General features: G+C 59.9%; 19 protein-coding genes. 9 read left to right on the top strand and 10 right to left on the bottom strand.

All coding sequences use genetic code 11. The annotated features are described in order from the left end of the window. Window positions 1-165: 165 nt before the first annotated feature. Genes sixA through AC1MDT_RS15095 form a run of 3 tightly spaced genes read right to left on the bottom strand, consistent with a single transcriptional unit; the run spans window position 166 to window position 2,020 of the window. Window positions 166-618 carry a phosphohistidine phosphatase SixA gene (sixA, locus tag AC1MDT_RS15085; RefSeq protein WP_480417913.1) on the bottom strand — a complete coding sequence of 151 codons (453 nt, stop codon included), beginning with the start codon at window positions 616-618 and terminating at the stop codon, window positions 166-168. Beyond that, window positions 615-962 carry a DUF4389 domain-containing protein gene (locus AC1MDT_RS15090; protein WP_285433910.1) on the bottom strand — a complete coding sequence of 116 codons (348 nt, stop codon included), beginning with the start codon at window positions 960-962 and terminating at the stop codon, window positions 615-617. The genes sixA and AC1MDT_RS15090 overlap by 4 nt, the downstream gene beginning before the upstream one ends. 32 nt (window positions 963-994) lie before the next feature. Next, window positions 995-2,020: an NAD(P)H-dependent glycerol-3-phosphate dehydrogenase gene (locus tag AC1MDT_RS15095; RefSeq protein ID WP_480417914.1), complete on the bottom strand. Its 1,026-nt coding sequence runs from the start codon at window positions 2,018-2,020 to the stop codon at window positions 995-997. A gap of 284 nt (window positions 2,021-2,304) precedes the next feature. Between AC1MDT_RS15095 and AC1MDT_RS15100 the strand changes: the two genes are divergently transcribed. The 5 genes from AC1MDT_RS15100 to AC1MDT_RS15120 all read left to right on the top strand — a co-directional run bounded on the left by AC1MDT_RS15100 (window position 2,305) and on the right by AC1MDT_RS15120 (window position 7,758). Next, window positions 2,305-3,234 (top strand): ABC transporter substrate-binding protein, encoded by a 930-nt coding sequence (locus AC1MDT_RS15100; RefSeq protein ID WP_480417915.1) that lies wholly within the window; start codon window positions 2,305-2,307, stop codon window positions 3,232-3,234. Then, window positions 3,231-5,132 carry an ATP-binding protein gene (locus AC1MDT_RS15105; protein WP_480417916.1) on the top strand — a complete coding sequence of 634 codons (1,902 nt, stop codon included), beginning with the start codon at window positions 3,231-3,233 and terminating at the stop codon, window positions 5,130-5,132. The genes AC1MDT_RS15100 and AC1MDT_RS15105 overlap by 4 nt, the downstream gene beginning before the upstream one ends. A 248-nt stretch (window positions 5,133-5,380) precedes the next feature. Next, a complete protein-coding gene (gene fabA, locus AC1MDT_RS15110) occupies window positions 5,381-5,896 on the top strand; it encodes a 3-hydroxyacyl-[acyl-carrier-protein] dehydratase FabA (RefSeq protein ID WP_201113965.1) in 516 nt (171 codons plus the stop codon). Window positions 5,897-5,907: 11 nt separating this feature from the next. Next, entirely contained in the window at window positions 5,908-7,128 is a 1,221-nt protein-coding gene (gene fabB, locus AC1MDT_RS15115) for a beta-ketoacyl-ACP synthase I (protein ID WP_480417917.1), read from the top strand. Between the two features lie 441 nt (window positions 7,129-7,569). Further along, complete coding sequence (locus AC1MDT_RS15120; RefSeq protein ID WP_480417919.1) at window positions 7,570-7,758, top strand: hypothetical protein; 189 nt, start codon at window positions 7,570-7,572, stop codon at window positions 7,756-7,758. Window positions 7,759-7,867: 109 nt separating this feature from the next. Here AC1MDT_RS15120 and AC1MDT_RS15125 read toward each other — a convergent pair whose 3' ends face one another. From AC1MDT_RS15125 to AC1MDT_RS15150, 6 genes are all read right to left on the bottom strand, one after another. Further along, the gene (locus AC1MDT_RS15125; protein ID WP_480417920.1) at window positions 7,868-8,410 is read right to left on the bottom strand and encodes a DUF2058 domain-containing protein; all 543 of its coding nucleotides are present in this window, start codon (window positions 8,408-8,410) and stop codon (window positions 7,868-7,870) included. A 28-nt stretch (window positions 8,411-8,438) separates the two neighbouring features. After that, the gene (gene mazG / locus AC1MDT_RS15130) at window positions 8,439-9,272 is read right to left on the bottom strand and encodes a nucleoside triphosphate pyrophosphohydrolase (RefSeq protein WP_480417921.1); all 834 of its coding nucleotides are present in this window, start codon (window positions 9,270-9,272) and stop codon (window positions 8,439-8,441) included. Between the two features lie 137 nt (window positions 9,273-9,409). Continuing rightward, window positions 9,410-11,653 carry a GTP diphosphokinase gene (gene relA, locus AC1MDT_RS15135; RefSeq protein ID WP_480417922.1) on the bottom strand — a complete coding sequence of 748 codons (2,244 nt, stop codon included), beginning with the start codon at window positions 11,651-11,653 and terminating at the stop codon, window positions 9,410-9,412. Between the two features lie 123 nt (window positions 11,654-11,776). Then, window positions 11,777-13,129, bottom strand: coding sequence for a 23S rRNA (uracil(1939)-C(5))-methyltransferase RlmD (gene rlmD, locus AC1MDT_RS15140; protein WP_480417923.1), 1,353 nt, complete (start codon window positions 13,127-13,129; stop codon window positions 11,777-11,779). Next, window positions 13,129-14,031, bottom strand: coding sequence for a cysteine synthase CysM (cysM, locus tag AC1MDT_RS15145; protein ID WP_480417924.1), 903 nt, complete (start codon window positions 14,029-14,031; stop codon window positions 13,129-13,131). Before cysM ends, rlmD begins: the two co-directional genes overlap by 1 nt. Before the next feature lie 336 nt (window positions 14,032-14,367). Then, window positions 14,368-15,090: a response regulator transcription factor gene (locus AC1MDT_RS15150; protein ID WP_480417925.1), complete on the bottom strand. Its 723-nt coding sequence runs from the start codon at window positions 15,088-15,090 to the stop codon at window positions 14,368-14,370. A 212-nt stretch (window positions 15,091-15,302) separates the two neighbouring features. Here AC1MDT_RS15150 and AC1MDT_RS15155 point away from each other — a divergent pair, with 212 nt between their 5' ends. The 4 genes from AC1MDT_RS15155 (at window position 15,303) to AC1MDT_RS15170 (ending at window position 20,143) form a co-directional block, all read left to right on the top strand. Continuing rightward, window positions 15,303-18,056, top strand: a complete 2,754-nt coding sequence (locus AC1MDT_RS15155; protein WP_480417926.1) for a response regulator — start codon at window positions 15,303-15,305, stop codon at window positions 18,054-18,056. 178 nt (window positions 18,057-18,234) lie between these two features. Beyond that, window positions 18,235-19,227, top strand: coding sequence for a 2-hydroxyacid dehydrogenase (locus AC1MDT_RS15160; protein ID WP_480417927.1), 993 nt, complete (start codon window positions 18,235-18,237; stop codon window positions 19,225-19,227). A 77-nt stretch (window positions 19,228-19,304) separates the two neighbouring features. Further along, window positions 19,305-19,739, top strand: coding sequence for a hypothetical protein (locus tag AC1MDT_RS15165; protein WP_480417929.1), 435 nt, complete (start codon window positions 19,305-19,307; stop codon window positions 19,737-19,739). Next, a complete protein-coding gene (locus tag AC1MDT_RS15170) occupies window positions 19,739-20,143 on the top strand; it encodes an META domain-containing protein (protein ID WP_480417930.1) in 405 nt (134 codons plus the stop codon). Before AC1MDT_RS15165 ends, AC1MDT_RS15170 begins: the two co-directional genes overlap by 1 nt. A 174-nt stretch (window positions 20,144-20,317) precedes the next feature. On the opposite strand, the gene AC1MDT_RS15175 is transcribed toward AC1MDT_RS15170, so the two are convergent. After that, window positions 20,318-20,788 (bottom strand): TlpA disulfide reductase family protein, encoded by a 471-nt coding sequence (locus AC1MDT_RS15175; RefSeq protein WP_480417932.1) that lies wholly within the window; start codon window positions 20,786-20,788, stop codon window positions 20,318-20,320. Window positions 20,789-20,868 lie beyond the last annotated feature (80 nt).

Raw genomic sequence — 20,868 nt, forward strand, 5'->3', positions numbered from 1 at the left:
TGGTCTGGAGCAAGCGTAGTCAACCGAGCAGTTGCTTGGTTAATTATTTGAGGGCAAAAAGCAGGATCAAAAGATCGCAGCCTCGTTGCACTCGACAGCTCCTACAGGGTAATGCGCAATCCTTGTAGGAGCTGTCGAGTGCAACGAGGCTGCGATCTTTTGCTTTTAAGGGTGTTTGATGCCGTTGAGCTTCATCGCGCCGGCCACCGGGCCGTCACCTTCAAGCTCGGCAAGGCTGGCGGTTTTCACCGTTTCCGGGTCCTGTACATGACCGTGCTGCAAATAACCCAGGAGGTTGCCCACCAACGGGTTATGGCTGACCAGCAACGCGTAGTCCACGGACACCAATTGCTCAGCCACCGCTTGCGGACGGTTGTCGGGGGTCAGCCATTCGACGGTGCGAATGTCCGGCTCGAAACCGAGGGCTTCTCGCACCAGCTGCGCGGTCTGCTGCGCTCGCTGGTAAGGGCTGGCGTAGATAGCCGTGATCGGCTGGCCGATCAGCTCGGCGGCGCTGCGCAGCACTTCTTCGCAACCGTGGGGCGTCAATGCCCGTTCGGAGTCTGGACGCGAGCCATAAGGCTCGGCTTCACCATGACGCAATACCCAGAGTTTCATAGCTTGGGTTCCTCATCTCGGGCCGGATGCGGGGCGGGCGCCACAACGTGCGGCGCTTCACCTTCCGGCGTACGCGGCGTCGGCCAGTCGGCGAACGGCCAGGGTTTCTGGTCGCTGTGGAAACTGCCGAAACGCCCGATCTGTGCCAGGAACTGACTCAGGCTGTCGCCGAAGTTCATCAGGCTGGCGCTCGGGGCGCCATAGATCAAACGATAGATCAACTGCACCAGCACCACTGCGCCAAGGATGAATTGCGCCACCTGCCAGACCAGCACGAAGACGATCATCCACAACACCCGCAGCAGGATGGATTCGTACTTGGCTTCTGTTTTCGGATCGTTCATGTCTCGCTCTCCTGCTCCTTATGGGAGCGTGCTCAGTTGAAACCGCTGGTGGAAATAAAGTCGACATCGGTTTTCGGTTCGCCGCGCATCAACAGTTCAATCACCTGATTAAGCGTGCGCCCTTCGAACAGGATCGCGTGCAGCCCGGCGACCAGCGGCATGTACACGCCAACCTCCTGAGCCTTGGCCTTCAGCACTTTGAGAGTGTTCACGCCTTCGGCGACTTCGCCCAGACGTGTCACCGCCTCTTCCAGGCTCAAGCCCTGACCGAGGGCGAACCCGACCTGATAATTACGGCTTTTCGGCGACGAACAGGTGACGATCAGATCGCCCACACCGGCCAGGCCGAGGAAGGTCATCGGGTTGGCGCCCTGATTGACCGCAAAGCGGGTCATTTCCGCCAGCGCCCGGGTGATCAACATGCTTTTGGTGTTCTCGCCCATGCCCAGTGCCACCGCCATGCCAGCGATGATCGCGTAGACGTTCTTCAGGGCCCCGCCCAACTCCACGCCGAAGCGGTCGGCGCTGGCATAAACGCGAAAGGTGCGGCCATGCAACGCGGCCTGGACGCGCTGGCAGAGTTCCTCGTCTTCGCTGGCGACCACCGTGGCGGTCAGCGCGTGCTCAGCGATTTCACGCGCCAGGTTCGGCCCGGACAGCACGCCGATGCGCGCTTGCGGGGCGATTTCTTCGAGAATTTCGCTCATCAGCTTGAACGTGTGGGCTTCGATGCCCTTGGTCAGGCTCACCAGCAGCTTGCCGCTCAAACGGTCCGCGTGCGGCATCAATACCGAGCGCAACGCGCTGGACGGCAGCGCAACGAAACACAGCTCGCAGGTGTCCAGCGTGGCTTGCAAGTCAGTGACCGGCTCCACGCCCGGAAGAATCTTGATGCCTTTGAGGTAGCGCGGGTTCTCGCGATTGACCCGAATAAACTCGGCCTGCTCAGGATCACGCATCCACTGCAGGACCTGATGCCCGTTCTCGGCCAGCAAATTAGCCACGGCGGTACCAAAACTTCCGCCTCCCAGGACCGCAATTGGGCGCTGTTCAGTCATATGCAATCCGTTAATCCATACCAGTGGCGATGTCGGCATTATACGGAGCGGCCCAGTGGCGGCCAGCCCCCGCGTCAATTACCGGCACGTGTAGAAAGAAGACCAACAAAACCGAGGAAAATGCCGGCATCGTGACTGGAAAAGTCGACCGTCTCGGTTAACATGCGCACCAGTTAATCGCGATCAAGGCTGCGTTGTGTCTCTTGGCTCTCCTTCAACCCGCTCGCCACTGGCACTGGCCGGTATGCTTGCGCAACGCTCCAGCGTGGAACGGGCGCTCTAAGATGCGTTATTCGTCATGGAGGACGCCAATCTTTGGCCGCCTGCTGGCCATGCTGTGCCTTATGTTTGCCGGCTTACTGAGCAGCCTGCCGACAGACGCCGCGGACATCCTGCTGATCGGCGCCGAAGACGGCCCCGGGGTGCGGTCTTTCGCCAAGGCCCTGGGCGACTTGCGTCCGGCCGACAGCGTGCGCTTCCAGTCACTGCTCAGCCTGCCGACTCCGGACAAACTACCCGCCAGCAGCCGCTTGATTTTGCTTGACCTGCCAAGCCTCGACTGGCGCCTGCAAGACAACCAGGGCCCGGCGACGCTGGTGTTGCGCATCAGTCGCCTGCAAGCCCGCCAGCATATGGGGGCTGCCCAGCCCCAACACTTCAGTCTGCTCTGGAGCGATCCGCAATTGGGCCGGCAATTGCGCCTGACGCGACTCCTGTTGCCGCAGGTCCGACGGATCGGTGTGCTGTACGACAGCCACAGCGAATTCCTCTTGAAAGAATTGCGTCAAGCCGCCCGGCCCTTGGGCTTTGAAATCGTCACCGAACGCTGGGACAACACCAATGACAGTCGACCGTTGCAGCACCTGTTGAAAAACAGCGACGTGTTACTGGGTCTCGACGATCCCGACCTGTACAACCCGAAAACCGCGAAAAATCTGCTGCTCAGCAGCTACGTGCAGCAACGGGCGCTGATCGGCCCCAACGCCGGGTTCGTCAAGGCGGGCAGTCTGGCCAGCACCTACAGCGATCAGAGCGATTGGCTGGCGATTCTCAACGAACTGCTCGACCGACCACCCGACACCTGGCCGCGCGCGCGTTACCCGCACCACTTCAAAGTCCTGAGCAACGCACAAGTAGCTCGTTCATTAGGGATTGAACAAACGAATGAAGCGTCTCTCGCCACACAGTTGAACGAAGGGGAACGCCGCCAATGACCTTCCGGCGCCGCTGGGATATCAATACCCGTACCCAAATCATCAGCCTCGGCCCGGCCCTGTTGCTGACGTTGCTGTTGATCAGCTTCTTCACCTTCGTGCGGATCCAGGACCTGCGTCAGGAACTCAACCACACCGGTCAGCTGATCGCCAATCAACTGGCACCCGCCACCGAATACGGGGTGATCTCGGGTAACAATGAAGTACTCGACAGTTTGCTCAAGGCTACCCTGGCCACGCCCAATGTGCGATTTCTGGAAGTGCAGGACAGCGCCAACCGGAGTTTGGTGTACGTCGAGCAGCCGTCGCAAACCCACGACCGCTCGCAACAGGTCGAAGTGTTCCAGGCCCCGGTGCGGTTGCAACGTATCCCGCTGCAAAATGATTTTTTCCAGAACAGCAAAGTCACTGGCAATGCGCCCGCCGGGGATTACCTGGGGCGAGTGATCGTTGGCCTGTCCAGCGACGCGTTCAGTCAGCGACAGCAGGAAATCCTGCTCAAGGCCGGCATCCTGGCGCTGTTCGCCTTGCTGTTTACATTCCTCGTGGCTCGGCGCCTGGCCGGCAGCCTGTCGCAACCGATCCGCGATATCGGCAACGCGGTCAAGGCGATTCAAGAGGGTGACTACAAAACCCCGCTGCCGATTGTCGATGACACCGAGCTGGGTGCGCTGTCGCAACACATCAATAACCTCGCCCAAGGTCTCGAACAAGCGAGTCGCGAGCAGCATCAGGCGATGGCACAATTGATCAGGACCCACGAAGAGGCGGAAAAAGCCAACAACGCCAAGTCCGATTTCCTCGCGATGATGAGCCACGAATTGCGCACGCCGATGAATGGCGTGCTCGGCATGCTGCAATTGCTGGAAACCACCAACATGACCGAGGAGCAGCTCGAATACGCGGCGCTGGCCTCGGAATCCACCGAACACTTGCTCAAAGTCATCAACGACATACTCGACTTTTCACGCATCGAGCGCTCGGAACTGGAGCTTGAACACATCCCGTTCAACCTCGTGGACCTGATCAGCAGTTGTGCCCAGTCCTTCCAGCACAGCGCCGCACAACGCGGGCTCGACCTGCAACTGCGTGTCCCTGAAGACATGCGCGCGTTGCAGGTACAGGGCGACCCGACACGGATCCGGCAAATTCTGGTGAACCTGGTCGGCAACGCGCTGAAATTCACTGAAGAGGGGCTCGTCACCATCGAGCCGCAGTGGCAGTCGCTGGATCATGAACTTCTTTGGTTTACCTGCACCGTGCGCGACAGCGGAATCGGTATCTCGCCCGAAAGCCTGGAATTGATGTTCAACGCGTTCCAGCAGGCCGACAGCTCGATTTCGAGGCGTTACGGCGGCACCGGCCTGGGCCTGCCGATTGCCCGTACACTGGCCGAACGAATGGGCGGGACCTTGCGTGCTCAGAGCGAAGAAGGTCGCGGCTCGGTGTTCACCCTGGAAATCCCGCTGGCACTCTATAAACAAACGCTGCCGGTACGGGTGCCGCGCGCACAGACCGGCAACGGTGTTGGTGAAGGGCGCAATGTGCTGCTGGTCGAAGACAACCCGGTCAATCAGACAGTCATCGAAGCAATGTTGCGCAGTTTGGGCTTTACTGTCAGCGTCGCCAACGATGGTGCGCAAGCAGTGCGCAGTGCCGAGAGTCTGATTTTCGAAGCGATCCTGATGGACTGCCGCCTGCCGATTATCGACGGCTACGAAGCGACAAGGCAGATCCGACAGCTGCCCGGCTGTGCAGACGTGCCAATCATCGCCCTGACCGCCAATGCCTTGCAGGGCGACCGCGAAGCCTGCTTGGCGGCGGGAATGAACGATTACCTGGCCAAGCCCTTCAAACGTAATGATCTGCAGCAAATTTTGCAGCGCTGGGTGCAGTAGTGCAGGCCTTTCGACCATCTGCGACTGGCGTGAAAGGCGAAAGTGCGGCAGTCTTAGGCACCCGAACAGGCCCGAAAACGGGCTTGAATAATAATTTCAGTGCACAAGTGTACATTCATGTCCTTGGTGCTGTGACTTTCACCACAACGCAATAGTCTATGAGTAGGCTGCTGACTCGAGGCATGAACGCTTCGATCGGCCGGGAAGATTCGCCCCACCCTGCCGCATGGGACTATTGAGGAGCTCGCATGACCCAACAAAACGCCTTTACTCGGGAAGACCTGCTGCGCTGCAGTCGCGGCGAGCTGTTCGGCCCAGGTAACGCACAACTGCCCGCCCCGAACATGCTGATGGTGGATCGCATCACCCATATCAGTGCCGAGGGTGGCAAGTACGGCAAAGGTGAATTGGTCGCCGAGCTGGATATCACTCCGGACCTGTGGTTTTTCGCCTGCCACTTCGAAGGTGATCCGGTGATGCCAGGTTGCCTGGGCCTCGACGCCATGTGGCAACTGGTCGGCTTCTTCCTGGGCTGGCAAGGCCTGCCGGGCCGTGGCCGTGCGCTGGGTTCGGGCGAAGTGAAATTCTTTGGCCAGGTTCTGCCGACGGCCAAGAAAGTCACCTATAACATTCAGATCAAGCGCGTGCTGAAGGGCAAGCTGAACCTGGCCATCGCCGATGGTTCGGTCACTGTCGACGGCCGCGAGATCTACACCGCCGAAGGCCTTCGGGTCGGCGTTTTCACCTCCACTGACAACTTCTAAGGGTTATCCGCATGCGCCGCGTCGTTATCACTGGTCTGGGCATCGTTTCGTGCCTGGGCAATGACAAAGAGACCGTCTCCGCTAACCTGCGTGCAAGCCGCCCTGGCATCCGGTTCAACCCGGAATATGCTGAAATGGGTCTGCGTAGCCAGGTTTCCGGCTCCATTGACCTTCCCCTCGAAGAGCTGATCGATCGCAAGATCTATCGCTTCGTTGGCCACGCGGCGGCTTACGCCTACCTGGCCATGAAAGACGCCATCGCAGACTCCGGCCTGACCGATGAGCAAGTCTCCAACCCGCGTACCGGCCTGATCGCCGGTTCCGGTGGTGCCTCCACGCTGAACCAGATGGAAGCGCTGGACATCCTGCGCGAGAAAGGCGTGAAGCGTGTTGGCCCATACCGCGTCACGCGGACCATGAGCAGCACCGTTTCCGCTTGCCTGGCCACCCCGTTCAAGATCAAGGGCCTGAACTACTCCATCGCTTCTGCCTGTGCCACCAGTGCTCACTGCATCGGTACCGCCATGGAACAGATCCAGATGGGCAAGCAGGACATCGTGTTCGCCGGCGGCGGTGAAGAAGAGCATTGGAGCCAATCGTTCCTGTTCGACGCCATGGGCGCTCTGTCCAGCCAGTACAACGAAACCCCGGAAAAAGCTTCCCGTGCCTACGACGCCAAGCGTGACGGTTTCGTCATCGCCGGCGGTGGCGGCATGGTCGTGGTCGAAGAGCTGGAACACGCTCTGGCTCGCGGCGCGAAGATCTACGCGGAAATCGTTGGCTACGGCGCGACGTCCGACGGCTACGACATGGTTGCGCCAAGCGGCGAAGGCGCCATCCGCTGCATGCAGATGGCCATGTCCACCGTTGATACTCCGATCGACTACCTGAACACCCACGGCACCTCGACCCCGGTCGGCGACGTCGCGGAAATGAAAGGTGTGCGTCAAGTGTTCGGCGACAAGGCACCGGCCATCAGCTCCACCAAGAGCCTGTCGGGTCACTCCCTGGGCGCCGCCGGCGTTCACGAAGCGATCTACTGCATGCTGATGATGGAAGGCAACTTCATGGCGGGCTCCGCCAACATCGAAGAACTGGACCCGGAAGTGGCCGACATGCCGATCCTGACCAAGACTCGCGAAGACGCCACCATCAACACCGTGATGAGCAACAGCTTCGGCTTCGGTGGCACCAACGCTACGTTGGTACTGAAGCGCTGGCAGGGTAAGTAATACCCCGCCGCTACGCAGCACACAAAAACGCCCCGACTCGTTCGGGGCGTTTTTTTGTGCCTGAAAAATGACTTCCACGCAGCTCCCTGTAGCAGCTGGCGAAGCCTGCGTTCGGCGACGAAGTCGTCGTGAAGGTGGCACACCGGTGTGTCAGGTAAACCAAATTCGCAGGATTTACGACGACTTCGTCGCCGAACGCAGGCTTCGCCAGCTGCTACAAATTGTGAGTCCGTAGCAAATTTCTTTTTCGCGAACATGAAGCTTTTGTCATACAACACAGCGCCCTGCGACCAAATGTCGCGTGTTTGGCGGGCTGCAGCACTTTTGCAAAATTCGCAATTGTTCATTGCCAAATCCGGCCATTTACTTAGCAAGCTAACAAAACATATAACAGAGTCCTGCACATGCCTTGGTGCAGGTAACTGAGATTGGAGCTAGCAGATGACTGTAAAAGTAACTGAACGCGACGATTCACATATGTCTCATGAAGGCGTAGCCGCCGGTATCCGTATCTGGGACGTGCATCAACAGGACCTGTTGGTCGGGATGTTCCACTCCGAGATTGACGCGCACAACTACAAAGCCGAACTGGAAACACTGGAGCAGAAACGTGAGTTACTTTCCGCCTAGGCGCGGAGCTTAGGCACGGAACCTAGGCGCGGAGCCTGAGCAACCACAGCATTGAAAACGACAAACCCCGCCATGAGCGGGGTTTGTCGTTGTTGTAGCCGCTAACGGCTTACCACATCAGATCGTCCGGGATCTGATAAGCCGCGTACGGATCGTCTTCAGCAGCCGCTTCTTCAGTCTGCACGTTCAACTGCACGATACGCTGTGGATCGCGCTCCTGGATCTTCAGGGCCGCTTCACGCGGGATCACTTCGTAGCCGCCGGCATGGTGCACGATCGCCAGCGAACCGTTGCTGAGCTTATTGCGCATCAGCGTGTTGACGCAGAGGCGCTTGACCTTCTTGTCGTCGACGAAGTTGTAGTAGTCCTCGGTCGTCAGCTTTGGCAGACGCGAGACTTCGATCAACTGCTTGACCTGTGCAGCGCGAGCCTTGGCCTCAGCCTTCTCCTGCTGCTGACGGTTGAGTTCCTGGTCACGCTTGACCTTTTCCGCCATCGCTTCCTGGGCCAGGCGCTGTTGGGTATCGTCCTGTTCGATCTGGCCTTTATGAACCAGGCGCTGTTGTTTCTGCTTCTCTTTGCCGACCTGCTTAGCCTGCTTTTGGTTGACCAGTCCTGCTTTGAGTAACTGGTCGCGAAGGGAAATGCTCATGGTGCTTATTTCTCACTTAGGCCACTGCTCAACCGCAGCTGGGCAAATTCTTTTCCTGACGTTTGGCTTCGCCCCACAAGGCGTCCAATTCTTCAAGGGTGCAATCTTCTATGGGACGGTGGGTGTCGCGCAATGCCTGTTCGATAAAACGGAAGCGTCTTTCGAACTTGCTGTTGGCTCCACGCAGTGCAGTTTCCGGATCGACCTTGAGATGACGCGCCAGATTGACCACTGAAAACAGCAGATCCCCAACCTCATCGGCAATCGCTACCGAGTCGTTATCGGCCATGGCTTCGAGCACTTCGTCGAGCTCTTCGCGGACCTTATCCAGCACCGGCAAAGCGTCCGGCCAGTCGAAACCGACCTGCCCTGCCCGCTTCTGCAATTTGGCTGACCGAGACAGTGCCGGCAGCGCCGCGGGTACGTCGTCGAGCAACGACAACTGCTGCGGTGCGGATGATTTCTCGGCGCGTTCTTCAGCCTTGATCTCTTCCCAGCGTTGCTTGACCTGTTCTTCGCTCAGATGCGGGACATCGAGCGATGCATAGAGATCACCGGTGGGGAACACGTGGGGATGACGGCGGATCAGCTTGCGAGTAATGCTGTCGACGACGCCGGCGAATTCGAAGCGCCCTTCTTCCCTGGCCATTTGGCTGTAATAAACCACCTGGAACAGCAGATCGCCCAACTCACCCTGCAAGTGATCGAAGTCACCGCGCTCGATGGCGTCGGCGACTTCGTAGGCTTCTTCAAGGGTGTGCGGGACGATGGTGGCGTAGGTTTGCTTGATGTCCCACGGACAGCCGAACTGCGGATCGCGCAGTCGGTTCATCAGGTGCAACAGATCTTCAAGTGAATACATCAATCAGTCTCTTTGCGCTCTGTGTAGGAGCGAGCGTGCTCGCGATGGACGTTAACGATGACGCGTGCAGTCTGGATGAACGCGTTGCCCTCTAGCTCTTCGCGAGCAAGCTCTCTCCTACAGTAAAGCGCTCCGTCTTATGGCGTACGGTTACGCCGGGCTTCAATGATGTTCGGCAACTGGGAAATCCGTCCCAGCAAACGACCCAATGCATCCAGCCCCGGAATCTCGATGGTCAGGGACATCAGCGCTGTGTTGTCCTCCTTGTTCGAGCGGGTGTTGACCGCCAGCACGTTGATTCGCTCGTTGAGCAATACCTGGGAAACGTCTCGCAGCAATCCGGACCGGTCGTAGGCACGGATGATGATGTCCACAGGATAGGTGAGCACCGGCACCGGGCCCCAGCTGACCTGGATGATCCGCTCCGGCTCGCGCCCGCCCAGTTGCAACACCGAGGCGCAGTCCTGACGGTGAATGCTCACACCGCGGCCCTGGGTGATGTAGCCAACGATCGCATCCCCCGGTAGCGGCTGACAGCAGCCCGCCATCTGGGTCATCAGGTTGCCGACGCCCTGGATCTGGATATCGCCGCGCTTGCCCGGTTTGTAACCGGTAGCTTTGCGCGGGATCAATTCCAGTTGTTCGCTGCCGCGTTCCGGTTCGACCAGTTGCTGCGCCAGGTTGACCAATTGCGCCAGGCGCAAATCGCCGGCACCGAGTGCGGCGAACATGTCCTCGGCAGTCTTCATGTTGGCCTTTTCGGCCAGCTTGTCGAAATCCACCGCCGGCAGACCGAGGCGATTGAGTTCGCGTTCGAGCAGGTTTTTACCGGCTGCGACGTTCTGATCCCGAGCCTGCAGTTTGAACCAGTGAACAATCTTCGCCCGCGCTCGCGAGGTGGTGACGTACCCCAGGTTCGAGTTCAGCCAGTCGCGGCTCGGAGTGCCGTGCTTGCTGGTGATGATCTCGACCTGTTCACCGGTTTGCAGGCTGTAGTTGAGCGGCACGATCCGCCCGTTGATCTTGGCGCCGCGGCAGTTGTGACCGATTTCAGTGTGCACGCGGTAGGCGAAGTCCAGCGGCGTCGCGCCTTTGGGCAAGTCGATCGCGTGACCGTCCGGGGTGAAGATGTAGACCCGGTCCGGTTCGATATCGACCCGCAGTTGTTCAGCCAGACCACCAATGTCGCCCAGCTCTTCGTGCCACTCGAGCACCTGCCGCAGCCAGGAGATTTTCTCTTCGTAGTGATTGGAGCCGGATTTGACGTCGGTACCTTTGTAACGCCAGTGCGCACAAACCCCCAGCTCGGCTTCTTCGTGCATGGCGTGGGTGCGGATCTGCACTTCCAGCACCTTGCCCTCAGGCCCGATCACTGCCGTGTGCAAAGAGCGGTAGCCGTTCTCTTTGGGGTTGGCGATGTAGTCGTCGAACTCTTTCGGGATGTGCCGCCACAAGGTGTGGACGATGCCGAGCGCGGTGTAGCAGTCGCGCATTTCCGGCACCAGCACGCGGACGGCGCGCACGTCGTAGATCTGGCTGAACTCCAGACCTTTGCGTTGCATTTTGCGCCAGATCGAATAGATGTGTTTGGCCCGGCCGCTGATGTCGGCATCGACGCCAGTGGCGGTCAGCTCATTCTTCAACTGGCTCATCACATCGGCGATGAAACGCTCGCGATCCAGGCGCCGCTCGTGCAGCAACTTGGCAATCTGCTTGTACTGATCGGGCTCTAGGTAACGGAAGGACAGATCCTCCAGCTCCCACTTGATGTGACCGATACCGAGACGGTGGGCAAGCGGCGCATAGATGTCGAAGACTTCACGGGCCACGCGATTGCGCTTCTCGTCGTCGGCAGTTTTCACCGCACGGATCGCGCAGGTGCGCTCCGCCAGCTTGATCAGCGCGACGCGCACGTCGTCGACCATGGCCACCAGCATTTTGCGCAGGTTTTCCACCTGGCCCTGAGTACCCAGTACCAGGGATTGGCGGGGGCTGAGGCTGGCGCTGATCGCCGCCATGCGCAGTACGCCATCGATCAGTTTGGCGACAACCGGACCGAAGCGCTGGCTGACCGCCGGCAATTCAATCTGGCCTTCGCGCACGCCACGGTACAGGACCGCTGCGACCAACGAATCCTGATCGAGTTTGAGGTCGGCGAGAATCTCGGCGATCTCAAGGCCCGTACGAAAACTCGAAGTCCCTTCAGACCACAGGTTCTTCGCCGCATTGGCTTGTTGTTCGGAGGTACGAGCGAACTCGCACGCGTCTTTCAAGGCTTCGCGATCCAGTGCCGGATCGACACTGACCGCGTGATCGAGCCAAGCCTCGAGATTGATACTGCCGTCGGTGTTGATCGGCTGGTGTGCTCTCACCTGTACCATCTTGCTTACCTTCCCTACGACGCAGATTCAATGCGTCAAAATCGCTGACCTTCGTTGCCCGTGAGCCCACGCGGGGCTGGTGCGCGGCTGCACGGACGGGCCAGTCGGACCAGACGAGCCTTCCTAGCTCGCTTCAAATAACGCCATGGCCTCGACATGCGCCGTCTGAGGAAACATATCGAGAATCCCGGCACGTTTTAACCGGTAGCCCTGCTTGACCAATTCAACCGTATCGCGCGCCAGCGTTGCAGGGTTGCACGACACGTACACCAACCGTTTGGCACCCAGGGATGCCAGTTTGCGCACGGCCTCGAAAGCACCGTCACGCGGTGGGTCCAAGAGTACCGCAGAAAAGCCTTCGCGGGCCCATTCGGCATCGGTCAAAGGCTTTGATAAATCGGCCTGAAAAAACCGTGCGTTATGCAGATTGTTGCTAGCGGCGTTCGCCGCAGCCCGCTCGACCATCGCTTGCACACCTTCAACCGCCACGACTTCACGAACCGCTTTGGCCAGCGGTAGAGCGAAGTTACCCAACCCACAGAATAGATCGAGAACGCGATCATCGGCTGCCGGTTTCAGCCAGTCCAGCGCCTGGGCAATCATTGTCTCGTTGACCCCGGCGTTGACCTGGATGAAGTCACCCGGCCGGTACGCCAGGTCCAGATCCCATTGCTCGAGTCGATAGCCCAGCGACTGATCGGCCTCGACCGGTTGCGGTTCGCCATCACCGTGCAGCCACAATTGGGCGTCGTGGACAGCGCAGAAATCCTTGAGGATCGTCATGTCGGCTTCAGACAACGGCGTCATGTGCCGCAGCAATACCGCCCGCGATGAGCCGCTGAACAACTCCACATGACCCAGCGCCTGAGGCTTGCTCAAGCGGCGGAGCATTTCCGGCAGGTGGGTCATGATCGGCTGCAAGGGCTGCACCAGCACTGGGCACTCGTTGATCGCAACGATGTCCTGACTGCCTGCCGCGCGGAAACCGACCTCGAGTTTTTTAGCTTTCATGTCCCAGCGCACCGCGATGCGGGCGCGACGACGGTAGCCGAATTCCGGACCGCTCAACGGCGCTGCCCACTCTTCGGGGTCGACACCGGCGACCTTCGACAGTTGCTCGGCGAGCATGCGCTGTTTCAGCGCGAGTTGATCATTGTGCGGCAGGTGCTGCACGCTGCAACCGCCACAGCGAGCGGCATGCGGGCACGGTGCCGGACGACGCAGTTCACTGGCCTGGAACACCCGTTCGGTGCGCGCCTCGACCACTTTGCCGTGAGCGCCCAACACGCGCGCCTCGACTTCTTCACCGGCCAATGCGCCGATGACGAACCAGGTGCGACCTTCGAAAAACGCGATTCCACGACCGTCATTGGCCAGGCGCTCGATGCTCAAGCGCTGCTTTTTGCCGGTCGGAATTTGCGGGGCCTTGCTGCCGCCGGTGGGCTGGAAGCGCAGGCCTCTCTCTTGCTTGGCCATCAGTTTGGCGCGTCGAAAATGCCGGTCGACAAATAACGGTCGCCACGGTCGCAAATGATCGCGACGATCACCGCGTTTTCAACTTCTTTAGACAAGCGCAGCATCGCGGCCACGGCACCGCCCGAGGAGACGCCGCAGAAGATGCCTTCTTCGCGCGCCAGACGACGGGTCACGTCTTCGGCTTCGCTTTGCGCCATGTCGACGATCCGGTCCACGCGATCGGCCTGGTAAATCTTCGGCAGGTATTCCTGCGGCCAGCGACGGATGCCCGGAATGGCCGAGCCTTCCATCGGTTGCAGGCCGATGATCTGCACGTTTTCGTTCCGCTCTTTCAAGTAGCGTGAAACGCCCATGATGGTGCCGGTGGTGCCCATCGAACTGACGAAATGGGTGATGGTGCCCTCGGTCTGGCGCCAGATTTCCGGGCCGGTGGTGGTGTAGTGCGCTTCCGGGTTGTCCCCGTTGGCGAACTGATCCAGCACCTTGCCACGGCCTTCGGCTTCCATACGCTGGGCGAGGTCGCGGGCGCCTTCCATGCCTTCTTCCTGGGTGACCAGAATCAACTCGGCGCCATACGCCGTCATCGCGGCTTTGCGCTCGGCGCTGGAGTTGTCCGGCATGATCAGGATCATTTTGTAACCCTTGATCGCGGCGGCCATCGCCAGCGCGATCCCGGTGTTGCCCGAGGTCGCTTCAATCAGCGTATCGCCGACGTGGATCTGCCCGCGCAATTCGGCACGGGTGATCATCGACAGCGCCGGACGGTCCTTGACCGAACCCGCCGGGTTATTCCCTTCGAGCTTGAGCAAAAGGGTGTTGCTGGTGGCGCCAGGCAGGCGCTGCAAACGGACCAGCGGAGTGTTGCCGACGCAATCGGCGATGGTTGGGTACTGCAAGGTCATGGCGTATTCGCAATCCAGACTGCGGGGGCGCCTATCATACCGGCAAACGTGCGCAGGCCATATCACGCAAAGTGTGGTGCTTATGGCTTATGGGAATAAGGGTGGGGTGTTCCCGGGCGGAACGGATTGCCGAACACTCGCGACGATGAGATGGAGGCCGCCCCGGTAGAAACGAGGCGTCCTGAACGGCAGGAAAATCCGCTCCAGATCGGCCTGTCACGCCGCCACCCTGATCTGATCCTCCAGCCAGAGATGCCTCGCCGGGCAGGGGGTGTACGCTCGGTGTCGAGTCCGGCCAGTTGCAGGGTGTCCCCAACCAATCGCTGCATGGGCAGGTCAGACCATTTCATCGGCGGCACTCAATACATAACCTTTGCCCCACACCGTGCGCACTTCCCGCTCGGCGTAGCCGATGTCTTTGAGTTTTCGACGGATCTGGCTGATGTGCATGTCCAGGCTACGGTCGTGGGCCGCATAACCGCGTCGCAGCACATGCTGATAAAGGAACGCCTTGCTCAAGACTTCATCACCGTTGCGATTCAGCGTTTCCAGCAATCGGTACTCGCTGCGGGTCAGGCCGGCAGCATGCTGGCCATAACAGACGTCACAGCGTTCATCATCAAAACGCAGGGTGTGCGCCGAAGCTGCAATCGGTGCCGGCGCTGGACGGCGATCAAGTGCCACGCGTCGCAGGATGGCTTCGATGCGCACCCGCAACTCCGCCATGCTGAACGGCTTGGGCAAATAATCATCGGCGCCCAGGCGAAAGCCGTTGATGCGATCCGACTCGGCACCGAGCGCCGACATCAGCAATACCGGGGTTGAAAGGCTTTTGCGCAGCGCTGTCAGTACCGACAGACCATTCAACCCTGGCAGCAGAATATCCATCAGCACGAGATCGAAAGCCTGCTGCCGGGCAATGGCCAGCCCTTCCTGCCCGTTCCGACACCCAGTCACTTGAAAACCACAGCCCCCCAGATACTCACGGACATCAGCACCCAGCACGAGGTCGTTTTCGATGGAAAGAATGCGGGGATGTCCAACAGAGATGGGAGCCATGATTATCTGCAAATAATTCTCAATTGACAATTATTCAAGATTGCTTCGCCAGCGGCAACCCAAGGTTTGCCAGCAAGGTAAAAGTGCTGGAACGATCGACGGATGACGACATCAATTTACGAAGATTGCCCGCAAGCAAATCGCTACACTGCGCAGGTGGTGCGTGCTGGACGTGCGCGCAGGTTATTAATAGCGGGATGCAGGAGAGATGCGTGCTCAAGAGACTGGGAATTAAAGGCCGCGTGCTGTTGCTGACCCTGTTGCCAACCAGCTTGATGGCGTTGGTTCTGGGCGGCTATTTCACCTGGATGCAGCAGTCCGACCTGCAAACCCAGCTCATGCAGCGCGGCGAAATGATCGCCGAACAGCTCGCGCCCCTGGTGGCCCCGGCGCTGGGCCACAAGGACGCTGACCTGCTGGAGCGCATCGCCACCCAATCCCTGGAGACGCCCGACGTGCGCGCGGTGACGTTCCTCGCCCCGGACCGAACCCCTCTGGCCCATGCCGGCCCCACCATGCTCAATCAGGCCCCGCAGGGCGATGGTTCGCAGATGCTGCGTCGCAGTGGCAACGATGCAACGCGTTATCTGCTGCCGGTGTACGGCAAGCACCGCAACCTGGCCGGCGACTTGATTCCCGATGAGGCCGACCGTTTGCTTGGCTGGGTCGAAGTCGAACTGTCCCACAACGGCATGCTACTGCGCGGCTACCGCAGCCTGTTCGCCAGCCTGCTACTAATCGGCGCGGGTCTGGCCGGTGCCGCACTGCTGGCATTGCGTATGGGACGCACCATCAACCGGCCGATCAGCCAGATCAAACTGGCCGTGTCGCAACTCAAGGACGGTCATCTGGAAACCCGCCTGCCGCCACTCGGCAGTCAGGAGCTGGATGAACTGGCGTCCGGCATCAACCGCATGGCCGGCACACTGCAAAACGCTCAGGAAGAACTGCAGCACAGCGTTGATCAGGCCACCGAAGATGTGCGCCAGAACCTGGAAACCATCGAGATCCAGAACATCGAGCTCGACCTGGCGCGCAAGGAAGCGCTGGAGGCGAGCCGGATAAAATCCGAGTTTCTGGCCAACATGAGCCATGAAATCCGCACGCCGCTCAACGGTATTCTCGGCTTCACGCATCTGCTGCAAAAAAGCGAACTGACCCCGCGCCAGCTCGATTATCTGGGCACCATCGAAAAATCCGCCGACAGCTTGCTGGGGATCATCAACGAGATCCTCGACTTCTCGAAAATCGAGGCCGGCAAACTGGTGCTCGACCATATTCCGTTCAACTTGCGAGACCTGCTCCAGGACACCCTGACCATCCTCGCACCCGCCGCCCACGCCAAGCAGCTGGAGTTGGTGAGCCTGGTTTACCGCGATACGCCGTTGTCACTGGTGGGTGACCCGCTACGGCTCAAGCAGATCCTCACCAATCTTGTGAGCAACGCTATCAAGTTCACCCGCGAAGGCACCATCGTCGCCCGGGCCATGCTTGAAGAAGAACATGAAGACAGCGTGCAACTGCGCATCAGCATCCAGGACACTGGCATTGGCCTGTCGAGCCAGGACGTGCGAGCGCTGTTCCAGGCGTTCAGTCAGGCCGATAATTCGCTGTCCCGACAACCCGGAGGCACCGGTCTGGGGCTGGTGATTTCCAAGCGACTGATCGAACAGATGGGTGGCGAGATCGGCGTCGACAGCACGCCGGGGGAAGGCTCGGAATTCTGGATCAGCTTGAGCCTGCCAAAAGCCCGCGACGACGCCGAAGACCTGCCCGGCCCACCGCTGCTCGGGCGCCGGGTGGCGGTGCTGGAAAACCATCAACTGGCCCGTCAGGCGTTGCAGCATCAACTGGAAGACTGCGGCCTCGCCGTCACCCCGTTCAATACCCTGGAAAGCCTGGCCAATGGCGTGACCGGCGCGCACCAGACCGACCAGGCAATCGACCTGGCAGTGCTCGGCATCACCAGCAACGACATGCCGCCGGAGCGCCTCAACCAACATATCTGGGACCTCGAACACCTGGGTTGTAAAGTGCTGGTGCTGTGCCCGACCACTGAACAGACGCTGTTCCACCTCTCGGTGCCGAACCCGCACAGTCAGCTTCAATCCAAGCCGGCCTGCACCCGAAAGCTACGTCGAGCCTTGTCCGATCTGGTCAACCCGCGCCAGCAGCGCAGCGCCCCCGGCGAACCCGTGTCGAGCCGTGCGCCGAAAGTGCTCTGCGTCGACGACAACCCGGCCAACCTGTTGCTGGTGCAAACCCTGCTGGAAGACATGGGCGCCAAGGTACTGGCGGTGGAAAGCGGTTACGCCGCGGTCAAAGCAGTGCAGAGCGAAACGTTCGACCTGGTGTTGATGGACGTGCAAATGCCGGGCATGGATGGGCGCCAGAGCACCGAAGCGATCCGTCAGTGGGAAAGCGAGCGGCATTGCACGCCGCTGCCAATCGTCGCCCTCACCGCCCATGCCATGGCCAACGAAAAGCGTGCGCTGCTGCAAAGCGGCATGGACGACTACCTGACCAAACCGATCAGCGAGCGGCAACTGGCGCAAGTGGTCTTGAAGTGGAGCGGCCTGGCACTGCGTAATCAGGGACCAGAGCGGGCCGGCGACCGCCACATCGGTACGCTGGAATTGCAGGTACTCGATCACGAAGAGGGTTTGCGCCTGGCCGCCGGCAAAGCCGATCTGGCGGCGGACATGCTGGCAATGTTGCTCGCCTCGCTGGAGGCCGACCGCGAAGCCATCCGCTTTGCCCGCGATACCGACGACCACAACGCCTTGATCGAACGCGTCCACCGCTTGCACGGCGCGACCCGTTATTGCGGGGTGCCGCAACTGCGTGCCGCCTGCCAGCGCAGTGAAACGCTGCTCAAGCAACAAGACCCGAAAGCCTACAGCGCACTTGAGGAACTCGACCGGGCCATCAATCGTCTGGCCGCCCAGGCCCGCATCAATGCGTGAAATACACCTGTAGCGTCCGCCTGTGGGAGCGAGCCTGCTCGCGAAGGACGTTAACGATAACGCGTTCATGATGGATAAACGTGTCGCTCTCAGGTCTTTCGCGAGCAGGCTCGCTCCCACAGACGGATGCAGGCTTCGCCAGCTGCTACAAAAACGTGAAATTTTCCAGGAGGACAGCATGCGCACGATTCTTTTCAGCAGCCAGACTTACGACCGCGATAGTTTTCTAGCGGCTGACCTGCCCCCCGGCATCGAGCTGCACTTTCAATCGGCCCGCCTGAGCCTCGATACGGTGGCGCTGGCTGCGCAGCACGAAGTGGTTTGTGCCTTCATCAATGATGACCTCAGCGCACCCGTGCTGGAACGCCTGGCCGCTGGCGGCACGCGTCTGATCGCGCTGCGCTCGGCCGGTTACAACCATGTAGACCTGGCGGTGGCAAAGCGCCTGGGGGTGACGATTGTGCGGGTTCCGGCCTATTCACCGCACGCCGTGGCCGAACATGCGGTGGCGCTGATCCTGGCACTCAACCGTCGCCTGCACCGCGCCTACAATCGCACCCGCGAAGGGGATTTCAGCCTCCATGGGTTGACCGGCTTCGACCTGGTAGGCAAAACCGTCGGCGTGGTGGGCACCGGCCAGATCGGCGCCACGTTCGCGAAAATAATGAATGGGTTTGGCTGCCAGTTGCTGGCTTATGACCCCTCCCCCAACCCGCAAGTCGAGGCCCTTGGCGCTCGTTACCTGAGCCTGCCGGAACTGCTGGCCGAGTCGCAGATCATCAGCCTGCACTGCCCGCTCAATGAACAGAGCAAACACTTGATCAACCGCGAGTCACTGGCGCACATGCAGCCCGGCGGGATGCTGATCAACACCGGGCGGGGTGGTCTGGTGGACACACCGGCGCTGATTGACGCGTTGAAGGATGGCCAACTGGGTTATCTGGGACTGGATGTGTATGAAGAGGAGGCGCAACTGTTCTTCGAGGACCGTTCCGACTTGCCGCTGCAGGACGATGTGCTGGCGCGGCTGCTGACCTTTCCAAACGTGATAGTGACGGCTCACCAGGCGTTCCTGACCCACGAAGCGCTGGGTGCCATTGCCACCACAACCTTGCAGAACATTGCGGCCTGGGCGGCAGGTGAGCCGGCGAATCGGGTGAAGGATGTCTGAACCAGATCGAAGGTCATCTACCCGCGCCATGCTGCGTTGATGTCCGTGCTAGCATGCCGCGCATATTTGGAGGACCCATGGTCGAACACGATTTCCGCTATACCCTGATGAACCCGCAACACACCCTCACCGAATGCCGCGCCCTGGTGCCGGGGCGTTATCAAGTCACCGGCAATGGCGGCTCGATTCGTAATAACGACGTGCTGGTAGTGACCCTAAAAGGCAGCAAGGACTTGTCCATGCGCCTGACCGTCGAAACGGTTCGACACTTGATCAACCCGCCCGGCCAATGGGTCGCGGTGGCCAGTGGTCCGGTGTTCGGCGAATTGGCGATCCATACCTGGAAAGTCAACTGTGACCGTTGCGCCAAAGAGCTGAGTTTCGAGTTCGCGGTCGACGCCAAGCTGGGTAACAAGGCTGAAAAGCCTGCCGCCAACGCGCGGATTGCCGAATTGGGCTGGACCAGCGTCGACGAGAAACACCTGTGCCCGAAATGCCAGGAGCCTGCGTAATGAAACACCTCGTTCTGACCGCAATGGTTGGCGCCAGCCTGCTGGGCTGCGCCGCTACGCCTGCGCAATTGCAACAGAACCGCAGCTACATTCTGGAGTGGATCGGCGAACGTCCGTTGATGGACTACAGCCACTTGACCATTACCCTCGGCGAAGACGGTCGGGCTTATGGCAACGGCGGCTGCAACCACTGGTTTGCGCCGTACACCCTGGAAGGCGACAAGCTGAGCTTCGGCAAAGTCGGCAGCACCCGCAAGCAGTGTGCGCCAGCGCTGATGGAACAGGAAAAGCGTTTCTTGCAGGCCCTGGAAAACGTGCAGCGCTGGGACGTCTCACCGATCGACCAGATGCGCTTCTGGCCGGCGGAAGGCAAGCCGCTGCGTTGGTGGCTTGAAGAGGGTTGACCGCCAAAAGATCGTCCGAACGCGGCCCGAACCTTCGGCCGCTCTTACATGGATTGACGTACACCTTGTAGGAGCGAGCTTGCTCCGGGCGGCGTTCCGACGATCTTCGTTAACGATAACGGTACAAACCTGACACCCACGGAGCTCTCAGGCTCATCGCGAGCAAGCTCGCTCCTACAAATTCTTTGCCTGCAATGCCTCAAGCTTCGCCATCACTCCCGCCGCCGTTTGCTCGCCCATCAACTGGTCCCGAACATTTCCTTTGTTATCGATGATGTACGTCACCGGCAACGCCTCGCTGCGCGGTAAATCAAACAGCTCGGCCGGATCCTGCGCCAGCACGGTGAACGTGATCCCCAGTTTCTCACTGGCGCTTTTCAGCTCGTCACCCTGCACATTGTCGAAGTTGACCCCGAACACACCGATCTTCCTGTCCTTGAGTTGATCGGCCAACGCGTTCAACTGCGGAATTTCGGTCCGGCATGGCCCACACCATTCGGCCCAGTAATTGAGCACCAGCCACTGTTTGTCCAGGCGCTCGGCGGCGACTTTTTGGCCGTTCTGATCAGTGCCATAGTCATTGCCACAGCCCCCCAGCATTAACGCCCCGATAATCGCCAATGCCACTGCCAGTTGTCTTGCCATGTCGTGATCCTTGTTCAAATTTGAATGCGCCTGCGACCCATCGCCTCCCAAGGTTCTGGATTGCGCGCTGCCCAGTTAGA

This window comes from Pseudomonas sp. ASL7 (assembly GCF_056680375.1).